Source organism: uncultured Fibrobacter sp. (assembly GCF_947305105.1).
In the GTDB taxonomy this organism is placed as follows: Bacteria; Fibrobacterota; Fibrobacteria; order Fibrobacterales; family Fibrobacteraceae; genus Fibrobacter.
Map to the genome: position 1 here is coordinate 21,977 of NZ_CAMZCS010000018.1, position 12,317 is coordinate 34,293.

Annotated in this window: 11 protein-coding genes; 5 read left to right on the forward strand and 6 right to left on the reverse strand. The window is 51.4% G+C overall.

Annotated elements, in window-relative coordinates:
- Position 1: 1 nt before the first annotated feature.
- Both hisS and Q0Y46_RS09395 read right to left on the reverse strand, forming a co-directional pair.
- The gene (gene hisS, locus Q0Y46_RS09390) at positions 2 to 1,312 is read right to left on the reverse strand and encodes a histidine--tRNA ligase (RefSeq protein ID WP_297946887.1); all 1,311 of its coding nucleotides are present in this window, start codon (positions 1,310 to 1,312) and stop codon (positions 2 to 4) included.
- Between the two features lie 154 nt (positions 1,313 to 1,466).
- Positions 1,467 to 2,762, reverse strand: a complete 1,296-nt coding sequence (locus Q0Y46_RS09395) for an alpha/beta hydrolase (RefSeq protein WP_297946889.1) — start codon at positions 2,760 to 2,762, stop codon at positions 1,467 to 1,469.
- Positions 2,763 to 3,021: 259 nt separating this feature from the next.
- Here Q0Y46_RS09395 and mdh point away from each other — a divergent pair, with 259 nt between their 5' ends.
- Positions 3,022 to 3,963 (forward strand): malate dehydrogenase, encoded by a 942-nt coding sequence (gene mdh / locus Q0Y46_RS09400; protein WP_297946891.1) that lies wholly within the window; start codon positions 3,022 to 3,024, stop codon positions 3,961 to 3,963.
- 118 nt (positions 3,964 to 4,081) lie between these two features.
- Here the strand turns inward: mdh and Q0Y46_RS09405 are convergent, their stop codons facing one another.
- Positions 4,082 to 5,047, reverse strand: coding sequence for a T9SS type A sorting domain-containing protein (locus Q0Y46_RS09405; RefSeq protein ID WP_297946893.1), 966 nt, complete (start codon positions 5,045 to 5,047; stop codon positions 4,082 to 4,084).
- Between the two features lie 75 nt (positions 5,048 to 5,122).
- On the opposite strand from Q0Y46_RS09405, the gene Q0Y46_RS09410 reads away from it, so the two are divergent.
- Positions 5,123 to 6,256 (forward strand): hypothetical protein, encoded by a 1,134-nt coding sequence (locus tag Q0Y46_RS09410; protein WP_297946895.1) that lies wholly within the window; start codon positions 5,123 to 5,125, stop codon positions 6,254 to 6,256.
- An 11-nt stretch (positions 6,257 to 6,267) separates the two neighbouring features.
- On the opposite strand, the gene Q0Y46_RS09415 is transcribed toward Q0Y46_RS09410, so the two are convergent.
- Positions 6,268 to 7,383 carry a hypothetical protein gene (locus Q0Y46_RS09415; protein WP_297946897.1) on the reverse strand — a complete coding sequence of 372 codons (1,116 nt, stop codon included), beginning with the start codon at positions 7,381 to 7,383 and terminating at the stop codon, positions 6,268 to 6,270.
- Positions 7,384 to 7,690: 307 nt separating this feature from the next.
- Between Q0Y46_RS09415 and Q0Y46_RS09420 the strand changes: the two genes are divergently transcribed.
- The 3 genes from Q0Y46_RS09420 to Q0Y46_RS09430 are packed head-to-tail and all read left to right on the forward strand — an operon-like array spanning position 7,691 to position 11,286.
- Positions 7,691 to 9,667, forward strand: coding sequence for a family 43 glycosylhydrolase (locus tag Q0Y46_RS09420; protein WP_297946899.1), 1,977 nt, complete (start codon positions 7,691 to 7,693; stop codon positions 9,665 to 9,667).
- A gap of 26 nt (positions 9,668 to 9,693) precedes the next feature.
- Positions 9,694 to 11,031, forward strand: a complete 1,338-nt coding sequence (locus tag Q0Y46_RS09425; protein ID WP_297946901.1) for a family 43 glycosylhydrolase — start codon at positions 9,694 to 9,696, stop codon at positions 11,029 to 11,031.
- 15 nt (positions 11,032 to 11,046) lie between these two features.
- Positions 11,047 to 11,286 carry a hypothetical protein gene (locus Q0Y46_RS09430; protein WP_297946903.1) on the forward strand — a complete coding sequence of 80 codons (240 nt, stop codon included), beginning with the start codon at positions 11,047 to 11,049 and terminating at the stop codon, positions 11,284 to 11,286.
- Here the strand turns inward: Q0Y46_RS09430 and Q0Y46_RS09435 are convergent.
- Complete coding sequence (locus Q0Y46_RS09435) at positions 11,283 to 11,426, reverse strand: hypothetical protein (protein ID WP_297946905.1); 144 nt, start codon at positions 11,424 to 11,426, stop codon at positions 11,283 to 11,285. The two genes, Q0Y46_RS09430 and Q0Y46_RS09435, sit on opposite strands and share 4 nt — an antisense overlap.
- Positions 11,427 to 11,483: 57 nt before the next feature.
- Entirely contained in the window at positions 11,484 to 12,293 is an 810-nt protein-coding gene (locus Q0Y46_RS09440; protein WP_297946907.1) for a KilA-N domain-containing protein, read from the reverse strand.
- Between the last annotated feature and the right edge of the window lie 24 nt (positions 12,294 to 12,317).

The window sequence follows — 12,317 nt, forward strand, 5'->3', positions numbered from 1 at the left end:
ATTATTCTGGTTTCTTGATCTCGGTTTTCAATCGTTCCACGATGGCTGCGGGGTTTCCGACAAACATTTCGCCGGTGCGCATGTCCTTGAATTCAAATTCGCCAGCGCCTGCCTTGGAGCCGTCGACATAGATGACAATTTTTGCACCCTGGTAGTTGGCCTGGTCCAGCTGCTTGCCCATCTTCATCGGGGCGAGCGGGTGAGAAACGGAGAAGTTGCCGAGTTTTGCGTCGCGGAATGTCTGGGCGGTCTCGAACACTTTCTTCATGTCGTTTGTGAAGCTTGCAATGTAGAAGTCCACGCTCTGCTTGGGGCTGGGCAACAGGTTGTGTTCGGCCAGCAGGTCGGCGAGCACGACGTCGCCCATGCCAAAGCCCACGCCTGGGATACGTTCGCCACCGAGCTTTTCGGTGAGGCTGTCGTAGCGGCCGCCGCCGGCGATTGCGCGCATCGATTTGCCCTTGTCGAACACTTCGAATACGATGCCGGTGTAGTAGGCGAGTCCGCGCACAATCGAAAGATCGAGATTCACGCAATCGCCGTAGCCCGCGGCAGCGAGCGTCTCAAATAAATCTTCGATTTCTTTGAGAGCGGCGCCCGCGTTTTCGCTGTGAACCGCATTGCGCACTTCTTCGAGGCTTTTGCAGCCCATGAAGTCGTCAAGCTTTTTCACCTGGTCTTCGGTGAGGCCGGCTTCGGCGAGTGCCTTCGCAAAGGCTTCGGGGCCGATTTTCAGGCGGCGGTCAAGCACCGGGTACACAAGCGCTGGGTTCGGGGCACCGATTTCTTCGAGGTACGTGGCCAGAAGCTTGCGGCTAGAGACGCCAATCGCAAATTCGCCGTCCTTGAGGCCGAACTTGCGCAACATCGTCGCGATGGAGGCGAGCAGGTCGGCTTCGGCATAGATGCTCTCGGTGCCGATGATGTCCATGTTCAGCTGGAAGAACTCGCGCAGGCGGCCCTTCTGTGCCTTCTCGTAGCGGAAAAGGCGCGGCATGCTGAACCACTTGAAAGGCTTCTTGAGTTCGCGCGCCTTCTGGATCACGAGGCGGGCGAGCGTCGGGGTCATTTCGGGGCGGAGCGCGATTTCGCGGTCGCCCTTGTCTTTAAAGTTGTAAAGCTGGCTTACGATTTCTTCGCCGGATTTGCCCGTATAGAGTTCAAGGTGCTCAAACATCGGGCCTTCGTATTCTTCGTAGGCGAAACTTTCGGCGACACTGCGCCAGGTATCGAAAATATAGTTCTGGATGCGTTGCGCTTCCGGGTAAAAATCACGCGTGCCCTTGGGCAGCTGAGGAATCTGTATGCTCATAGTGGCAGTAAATGTAGAAAAAGACGAGAGACGAGGGACGAGAGACGAGAGGCGAGATATACGAAACTTGGCGCTTTTAGCGCCTTAGTTGAGTTATCCTCTATGAAAAAAAACTGACGGCCGAAGCCGCCAGCTTTTGCACAACAAAAACTCGTTAATTGAAGTTCTTGCACTCGCCTTTCCATTTGCCTTGTTTGCCAATGATGTTGCCGTCGATGTATTTGCCGCTAGAACCGACGAAGTCTGCCTTGCGGAAGTCTTCGCCGCCAAGGTGCCAGCGCATCCAGGCAATCGTAATGGCCATGCCGTCCCACGGACCGGAACCGTGGCCGTATCCGCCTTCGCTGTTCATCGGTCCACCGGTCATTTCGATCATGCAGGCCGGAACGCTTGTCGCACTCCTGTAGTCAGAGATGGCGTTGTCGTGTTCCATGCCCTTTTCGCCGAAGACGACTCCGGCCGTCTTGGTGGCAGGAATGTTCTTGAACGCACCTCCATTGCGGTCGCCGCTGTTGTTGAGGAACGCCGTGATAACTCGTTTGTCCTTAATGGCCGCCTGTTCGGATTCAAGGCCGCCCATGGAGTGCCCGGAACAACCGACGGTATTCATGTCGAGCTTGCCGTTCAGCGGGCTCTTGGAATCCTTGTTCTGCTGTTCCAACCAGTCAAGAGCCTTCGTGGCTTGGCTGGCGTCGCCCGGAGATTCTTTAAGCGCAATCACCACGAATCCGTGGGAGGCGAGTCTGCGGATCATGCCTTCGTAAGCGTCGGGCTTTTCGCCGCCACCGGGACCCCACACCACGACGGCGTGCTTCTTGTCGCTGGAGAGCTGTTCCGGATAAGCGAGAATTCCTTCGCCATCCCAACCGGTGCGTGTCTTATAGACAACTTTCATCAGGTCTTTTTCTTCTTCCTGGCCTTCGGCGAGGAAAATGCCGCCGCTAGCCTGGGCGACTTCGCTAGAACTGGCCGGATTTGCCTGGCCTGCGCTGCTGGAACTTGCCGGAGCTACTTGCCCGTTGCTGGAACTCCTTGGGTTTGCCTGGCCGTTGCTAGAACTGCCCGGTGCTGCTTGACCGATGCTGCTGGAATTGATTACGGTGCCGCCGATGTTGGAGCTGGAACCCGGTGCGGCTTGGCCGATGCTGCTGGAACTTCCGGCAGCGGGAGTGCCACCGAAGTTTATTCCGCCACCTATACCCGGTTGTCCGCCCAAGCCGTCGGAACTGCCGGGGGGGACGAAAAGCCCGCCTGAACTTCCCGGTAATGTGGTTCCATCGCTGGAACTCCCCGGAAATGCGAATCCGTCTGAGCTTGATGTGATTAAACCCGCGATTTCCGGGGTGGTTTCCGACCCTGGACCGGTTGCGGTCGATTCCGAGTCATCGCAGCTCGTGAGCGCGAATATACCGGTCAAAACAACTACGCTGAGTAGTTTCTTCTTTGCCATAAGGCCTCCTTTCCAAAAACATTTTTAATCTATCCTGTTTTTGGGGCCTTAAATCAGAGGCCAGGGGAGAAAATGTTGATTATTTATCCAAGGATTTGTAAACGTTTCTTAAGAAGTTGGTAGTTTCGTTGGGACGTTTTTTTTTGCTTTTTTTGCGCTAGTTTTGGCTACTAATGCGACTTGTAGACGCTTTTTTTCTTTTCATTTTTTGCTATATTTACAGCGAAAAATTTCAAACGCCTTAAAAGGAAGGTTAATCATGGCTAGAAAGAAGATTGCACTCGTTGGTGCAGGTCAGATTGGTGGTACAATGGCTCTCGTTATCGCCCAGAAGAATCTCGGCGACGTTGTTCTTATCGACATTCCGCAAACTCAGGGCATGCCCAAGGGCAAGGCTCTCGATATCATGGAAGGCCGTTCCGTCATCAACTCCTCTGTCGATCTTCAGGGCTCTACCGACTACGCCGACCTCAAGGGTGCGGACGTGGTTATTGTTACCGCCGGTTTCCCGCGTATGCCGGGCATGAGCCGTGACGACCTCCTCGACAAGAACTGCGGCGTCATCAAGACGGTCGCCGAAGCCATCAAGGCTAACGCTCCGGACGCTTTCGTTATCGTCATCACGAACCCGCTCGACGCTATGGTCTACAACATGCAGAAGCAGTCCGGTCTCCCGGCCAACAAGGTCATCGGTATGGCTGGTGTGCTTGACTCTGCCCGTCTCGCTTGCTTCGTTGCCGACGAACTCGGCGTGTCTGTCGAAGACGTGAAGGCCCTCGTGATGGGCGGCCACGGCGACACGATGGTCTCCATCATGGAATGCGTGACTGTTGCCGGTATTCCGGTTTCTCAGCTCATGAGCAAGGAAAAGTTTGCCGAACTCGCCAAGCGTACCGCCGGTGCCGGTGGCGAAATCGTGAACCTCCTCGGCCGCGGCTCCGCTTTCTACAGCCCGGCTACTTCTGCCGTGCACATGGCCGAAGCCTACCTCCTCGACAAGAAGAACGTGTTCTCCTGCGCTGCCATGCTGAACGGCGAATACGGCGTGAAGGGCCTCTACTGCGGCGTGCCGGTCGTGGTTGGCGCTAACGGTGTCGAAAAGATTCTCGAAGTTTCCATGAACGACGAAGAAAAGGCTGCCTTCGCCAAGTCCGTCGAGGCTTGCAAGAAGAACGCCGAATGGGTCGACGCTCACACCTAATATAATTGACATTTGCGCTTCACTTGTCATTGCGAGCGAAGCGTGGCAATCTCATTTTAAGAAAAACTCCCTCGGCGATGCCGGGGGATTTTTGCATACTAATCTTTTTTGTATTGCTTTACTTCAGTACAATTTTCTTTGAAAGATTCACGTTATTCCCGCTGATGCGTATGATGTAAATTCCCGCATCGAGCGTTGCAAGGTTGAGCGTTGCTGCGTTACCAATAGCGCCCTTCATCACGACTTGCCCGAGCGAATTGATTACTTCGGCGGTTGCCTTTATGCCCGTGAATTCGAGCGTGTGCCCGTTTAAAATAGCTTTGGCTGCAGAAACTTCGCGAACAACCTTGATTGCTTCTGTTGCTGTCGGGGTGCTGCATTTTTCCGGGCATGTGCCATCTTTGGGGCCAACGGCGCAAATGTTGAATTTGTAATCGCCTGAGGCCGCCTGAATTTTAAAGTGTACGGCGGCAAGTTGTTTTGCCGCTGTTTCTCCGTCAAATTTAACCGTGCCATCGTACCATGAAGGTTGTTTAAAGTCGGACCATGAAGCGACAACCTTGTTCCCTGTTTTGGATGCAGGGAGATTTACGGCCGGATTTGCGTAATTGATTGTGGAATCGACGGCTTCGCCAAGGCCGAGTTCCAACGCGATATCCGTGTCAGACGTGTAGGTCACGCAGAGCCCACCCCAGGCGGATGCGTCGCCGGTAGCTGGATTTGGATCTGTTTCCGAAATTTGACCAACGACGTTGAATCCCACGCCGACAAACGGATCGTGTTCGTTAGATTCTTTGTTTAGATTTGCTGTGCCGCAAAAGCCTTTGCATTCGTAGATGACGGGCTCTAAACTTTGTCTGTCGTAAAGGGGGTCTATTGGTACAGGCCAGCTAATTTTAGATGATTTCGAAGCACCATTGTAGGAATACCAATAGCCTTCTGTTTTGAGTCCATTGCCAAGGCCTGTATGGATTTGAGGATCAGAATTTGCGTCTTCACTAACTTTGGCCCCATTCCAGGTTTCGAATGAGCCTGCGTAAATGACAGACGTGGCGCAAAGTGCTGACAGCATGATTCTTTTCATATTCTTCGCTCCTAATTCAAATCTACCCAATATAAAATAAATTATTTTTTTTACTTGATAATATATATTTATGTTATGCGTGACTTTTTTAGCTGTTTGGCCTTTCTTTTTTGTGTGGTGGCCTTGTTCATGGGACGGGGTTATTGCGCCGCAGAGGATACGCCGCTTGATTCGGCGGGCTTGTTACGTTGCCGTAATGCGATGATGGATGCTTTGCGAGACAACCACCTCGATGACCTCAAGCAAATTGTCGAGAAAGCCGAAAAAATCAAAAAGACGACCGAACGGCCTTTGTTTTACGAAAGCGAAAAGCTTTTGGTTAAATATTTCTTGAAGGATTTTGAATTCCTTAGCAATGTAGATTCCGTGGCGCTTTATAACACGAGTACCATGTCGCTTTATTACATTGATGAGAAGAAGGCTGTGAAAGGCTTTTACGATGAATTCTATTTTGAAATTAAGGATAAAATGGCTGAGGAATTGCGGTCGGGGAGGCTCGTAAAGACTCTTGACGAAATAGAAAATGAGAGTGACAGGGCTTTTGTTTTTATTTTGCTTGTTGGCCTGTACGAAAGCAAAGTTCAAGTATCCTCGTTGATCGAAGAGCGCAAGGCGCAGCTCTCAAATCGTAAGCAGTTGGATTATCTAGTCGGAAAATACTGGACGGATATATTTTTCGACAACAATAAGAGTCGCTGGGTGACGCTGGGTGCTTTATTTGACGTTTATGCAGGCGATATCTCTGACAAAGTTGAAAATTCTATAGGCTTCAACATTGGATGGGGCAGAATACGTGAGAAAATCCTGTATGGAGTCATCTTTGATTTTCAAAAGGGGGATTATGCTGAATCGGATTCACTTTATTTCTTTGATGCCGGTCTTGAATTGAATGCCGGATATGCCGTGTATAGAAGGGGCTTTGTGACTCTTTATGGGCTTGTAAATGCGGGGGGTCGGTTTAATTCGCTACAAGAGAACGATGATGCCGACAAAAAAAGGAAATTGCCATATCAGTTCTACCCGGCGTTTGGCGCTGGTATGGTGTTGGATTTTTGTGAACCGAACATTGAAATTGGCTTACGCTACAGGAGTGGGGTGGAAAATGTTTGGGCAGACGATGTCGTAAAGGCGTCCGGATTCCGGTTCTACTTTTCTATTGAATTGTTGCTTGCTCCGCGTGAGCGAAAACCTTTTGAATATGGCAATTAAGTGCGGCGAACTTAGAATTTCGGGGGAATGCCGGAGATAAGTTCGTCGTCCATGTAAATGGTGATGTATGGGTTAATCGGGGCTTTTTCGGTGTCGCCCTGATCCCTTTCCCATAGGGGAATTCCGTCGTAGTCGGCTCCGTCTACGTCTTTTTGGTGGGCCGCCCAGGACCAACCCCCGCTAGTTGAATTAAGTTCTTTTTTTGCCTTGGTCCTAAGGGTTTCGCATGTGTTGCTCTGGTAAATTCCGCTCGAAAAGTTTATGTCAATTCTCAGGCTGCTTGATGGGGGAATTTCCAGACTTCCGAGAGGGACAGGAATATAATAGGTGTATTCTTCTGTTGATGCGTTATAGGAACTGTCTATTTTTATAGGAATGGAATGTCTAAAGTTGTTTCTTAGTGTATCGCTGGCGTCCGTGCCATCTGCAAGTTTGCAGGGTAAACTAAATCCGAGGCTGTCGTGCAGTTGGCAGATATCCTCGTCAATGATGAACGGACAGGAACCCGGCTGTCTCCCTTCACCTGGAACGGGTTCTATGTTTTCAGGTTTCCCAGATACATATAAACGAAGTGTTAGGTTGCTGATAGCTTGTTCTTCGTTGTTGTAAATGACTACGTTTAAATTGTCTGTGTCGGTAAATACATACTGGTATGCGCCTACGCTGATGTCGCGGCTTGCAAAAGAAGTAGGGGCTTCCTCGGAAGAGGAAGAATCCGTAGAAGAGTTCGGCTCTGCGCTGCTGGAACTTTCGGTGCTAGAAGACGAGTTTACGGTTTCGGACGAAGATGGCTCGTCTGTCGCAGACGAAGTAGGTTCCTGGATGTCGTTGGCTCCGCTAGAAGAAGCTTCGCTGCTAGAGGAATTGTCCTCAATTTTTGAAGACGAGGATTCTTGAGAAGGTTCTTCAGGAGTCCACGTATTATTATGGCAAGTGTAGCCCTGCTTTTCGTCTTTTACGTAGGCGAACGCACCTTCTCGGGTGTCGGAACAGGCTGGTAGGTCGTCGTGTGTTTTTGCGATGATGTCCGAGTCGTCAGTGGAAACTTTGACATTAGAAGAGGATTCGTCGCTGCAAGCCGTGAACAGCGCGACTCCGCATAAAGAGATAAGGGCAATTTTTTTCATGATTTGAATTTAACATTTTTGGAAAATATTTTTCTTGGAATTTTTCTGCCGTGGTGTTGATTTGGGTGGGGCTTTATGAATGCTTGTTTAAATGTGGACTTTCTTATTTGCTTGATGTGCTTGAAAATACATGTAATTGTTTGAAATTTTGTAAAAACGTAGACTTTTAATAAAGAATTTTTATTGACTTTTACGAAAATAAAAGGTATATTAAGGGTAAACCGTCAGGGAGTATTATATGTGTTTGGGATTTCGTTGCCGTTTTGGCTCAATGTTTGGGTGTGTTGGCCTAGGGGTTGCGTTTGGAGTGTCGTTTGCTTTTTCCGCAGATTGGTACGCGAAAGACAACTTGCAACCCGGTCACGACCCGAGTATGGTGCGCTTCGAGGACGGCTACGCCCTCATGAGCACGAACAACAATCTGCAACTGTGGACTTCCGAAGATGCCTACACTTGGCGCGACCACAAGTCGACCGTGAGCGCGATTCCGCAGTGGGCCTACGAGTATGCGCCCGGTACCGAGGGCATCTGGGCTCCGGACATTTATTACATGAATGGCGAATTCCGCGTGTATTATTGCGTGTCCGTCTTTGGCAAGCGCTCTTCGGCCATTGGCTACCAGGCGACGACTTCGATTATGCCCGGAACGGATGGCTACGGCTGGAAGGACCATGGCCATGTTTTCCACACCGTGACTTCGGACAAGTACAACGCCATCGATGCCGACGTGGTCAAGGATACCGAGGGCAATTATTGGATGGCGTTCGGCTCGTTCGGGCTCGGCATTCAGCTGATCAAGTTGGATGCGCAATCGGGTTACCAGGCGAGCGACGACAAGACGGTCTACAACATTGCCCGCCGTACGAGCAAGGCGAGCGAGGGCGCGGAAGAAGGACCGAGCCTCATTGAACATGGGGGGAAGTATTTCCTCTTTACTGCTTGGGACAAGTGCTGTCAGCAGGGCGCGAATATTGAGCAGACTACCTACAAGACGGCTTATGGCCGTGCCGACAAGGTGACGGGCCCGTACAAGGACCGCGCAGGGAACGATATGGCGACCGGTGGCGGCACGATTCTCTTGGAACGTTACGGGCGCTACGTGGGGCCGGGCGGCGGCGAGGCCTTCCAGGACTTGAACCGCGTGCGTTTTGTGCATCACTACTACGATTTGAATGGCGACAAGTACAACCATATCCACATCCGTGATGTCGTGTTTACCGAGGATAACTGGGTTGAGATGGGACAGCCCTTCCTCGGGCGTTATTTGAGTGCCGAGGTGGAGCATGGCGTGCTGACGCGTGCGGTGTCGGGCGACCTCGCGATTACGCGGAGCAATACGGCTTCGAACGGGGAATACCTTGCGTACGTGAATACCGAGGGCTCCAAGATTCGCCTGCCGATGAACATTATGCAGGCGGGCGATTACCTGCTGCGTTACCGCTACGCCAACGGCGGCGATGCGGCCGCGACGCACAAGGTGACGGTGAATGGCAAGTCGCAGACGGTGACGCTCCCGCCGACGGGGGAGTGGGGCACGTTCCCCGAAAAGGCCATCGTGATGGTGCCTGCGACACTCAAGCGCGGCGGCAACTTCATCGAACTGGAACCGGAACCGAACGGGAACTTTGCGGAACTCGACCGCATCGATTTTTTGCGCGTGATTCGTGATACGATTCCTGCGAACGGCTTTGACAACGGCATCCGCGTGCGCCTCACGAAGGACGACGAGTTCGCCATCAAGGACGGCGGCTACGCGATTTTCGAGAACGTGGTGACGGATTCCATCAAGTCTGTGGAAGTAGCTGTCGAGGTGAAGAGCCTTACAGGCGGCAAGCTCAGCATTCGCGACGGCAAGAAGGACGGGACCGTTCTTTCGGAATGCGAACTGGTGGCTGCCAACGAGAAATTTACATCTAAGGGCTGGACGACGGTGAACTGCTCGAACCTCAAGAGCATCGGCGGCGTGAAGGACTTTTACCTGACGGCATCCGGCGTTTCGGGCGAAGCGATTGTCAGGAACATTGTGTTCGCAAGTTCGTCGGGGGAGATTGTCTGCAATCAGGAGCCATGCGGCGACCCGATTTCCAGCTCCTCTTTGGCAGATTTGACGGGCTCATCTAGCAGCTCGGAAATTGCCGGTATTTTGTCCAGTTCTTCGGGAACGGACGCGATTGTCCCGCGCTCAGTCCGCCCCGACAATACGATGTCGCCCGCCCGCAAGGGTTATCGCGACCTCAAAGGCCGCTACTTCGATAAGCAAATCCCGTACAGGGTGATGTTCTAGGGGATCTCACCAAAAAGGTTTTTGTCATGTATAAAATTTCTTCTATCGCGTTGTTTGCGGCTGCGGCTTGTTTCGCGGCGAATCCGCTCACCACGGATTTCTATTCGGCGGATGCGGCGGCGCTCGTGTATCACGACAGTCTGTTCATTTTCGCTGGGCACGACGAGCAGGGCCCGCAGGGCAATAACAACGAGGCGTTCGTGATGAACGACTGGCACGTGATGGTGACCGACGATATGGAAAACTATCACGATTACGGCGCGGTGCTGAGTGTCAAGACTTTCAAGTGGGCGAACGCGAGCGCGTTTGCGGGGCATTGCGAATACCGTAACGGCAAGTTCTACTGGTACGTGGCGGTGCACCATGCGACAATCAAGGAAAATGGTAGCGAAGGCTTTGCGATTGGCGTTGCGGTGGCGGATCATCCGTCGGGTCCGTGGACGGACGCGCTCGGGCATGCGCTGGTGACCGACGAAACGCAGAACGACGTGAAACTGAATATCGACCCCGCGATTTTCTACGATGGCGATGACATCTGGATGTATTGGGGCTCGTGGAATGCGGGCCGTCGCGTGAAACTCAAGGAGAACATGCTCGAACTCGCGAGCACTCCCGAAGACATCAAGATCAAGGACTTTTTCGAGGCTCCGTGGATGCACAAGTACCGCGGCAATTACTACTTCAGTTACGCCTCGGGTTATCCCTCGACGACGAACTACTCGATGGCATCGAGCTTGAATGGCCCCTGGATGCAGAAGGGTGTCATCAACGACAAACTCGACAATTCCGAAACGAATCACCAGGCGATTTTCAAGTATCTCGGGCACTGGTACTTTATGTATCACGGCGCGAACTCTCCGGGCGGCTGGACTTACCGCCGTTCCGTGAACATTGACTACCTGTATTACGACGAGGATGCGAATATCCAGAAAATCAAGCGCACCTCGACGGGTGTAGACAAAGTAAATAATGCTCCGCTTGTCGAAGGGGGCTACCGCCTGACGGTAACGCATAGCAATATGGCACTTGAAGATGAAAACGGTATCGTGGTGCAGCGCCCGATGGCAGATTCTGCTGAGGCCCAGTTATGGGTGATTGTGAAGGGCGATTCCGCACGCCATTACACACTCAAGAATTTTGCGACCGGCCGCTATTACTGCCCGCCCAAGGCATTACTAGATACTGTCAAGACTTCCGAGACTGCCTGCGATATCCGCATCGAGAATGCGTCCGTGAACAAGGGCTACTACGTTTACGGTGACTACGACAGCGACTTCGTGGGCGACGTGCTGAACATCTCGAAGGATGCGGGCATGCCCGTGATCACGTGGGTCCGCACCGGGACTGATAACCAGAAGTTCTAATTCAAGGCCGCCCAGTTGCCGGAACCAGTCGTGGAATCTTCGAGTTCTGTAATTTCAAATTCGGAGGTTGTTTCCAGTTCATCGGAAACGGAGCCGGGTTCACGTGATAGCGGAATTTCAAGTTCGTCTGGAACGACTGCGATTGAAAAGCGCGCAGTTCGCTCCGATAATTCGATGGAACCCGTTCGCAAGGGTTACCGCGACCTCAAGGGCCGCCACTTCGATAAGCAAATCCCGTATCGGGTGATGTTTTAAAGACTGCTTTTCTTCTTGACGTCGGAAAGGACCATCGCGGCTGGGCGGGTGTGGCCTTTCAGCATGTCGTTGTAGCCTTTCTCAAGTTCCGCATCAAGGCGTTCTTTTGACCATTTGGCTGAGTTTTCTAGCTTATTCATATTTATTTTTTGCCTTAATTTCAGCTTGGCAAGGTGGTCAAAACTTTTGACCACCTCTTATTTCAGTAACTTGTTCTCTCCGATGGATTCTAGCACTGTCATCTGCGAAATCGCAATCTGGTTCAGCTTTTGCAATCGTTCTGGCTGCGGCAAGCCTTCCTTGATCAGGACGGAATTCAGCGATTCCATATTCGAAAGGCATATAAGCTGATTTACCGTCGCATAGTCGCGGACATTGCCCTGCAAATCGGTATGTGCATCGCGCCATTCCTTAGCAGTAAATCCGAATAATGCAACATTTAGAACATCAGCTTCGTTTGCGTAAACCATGCTCATCTGTTGTTTTGTAAGTGTAGCCGGAATCAAATTCTGCTTGATGGCGTCCGTATGGATATGGTAGTTGATTTTTGAGAGTTCACGACGTAATGACCATCCTAATTGGGCCTGTTCCGCAGCCTTGAGGCGTTGGAACTCCTTAACTAAGTACAATTCGAATTCGACAGAAACCCAACTTGCAAATTTGACGGCGATATCATATTGTGCAAAAGTCCCGCCGTTTACACCATTTTTAGAAATGAGTCCAATTGCACCTGTTTCTTCAATCCATCGAGAAGGGCTCATGGTGAACGAATGGCTACCAGCTTCTTTTAAAAAGGGGTCGAATTCGACCCCTTTGAAGTCGGGATTGTTCAACATTTCCCATAAACCTAAATATTCTATTGTATTTTTTGACCTCATCCAATTTTTCACAACATCCTTAGGCTCCACCGGATTCTTTTGCCGAGCAATATCAGTAATGCAGACATAATCGACGCCGTTAACGAGCATTGTTTTGATTTCTCGGTTCATGACGTTTATTCGTTTCATCTTTTACTCCTTTTTGCTGCGGAC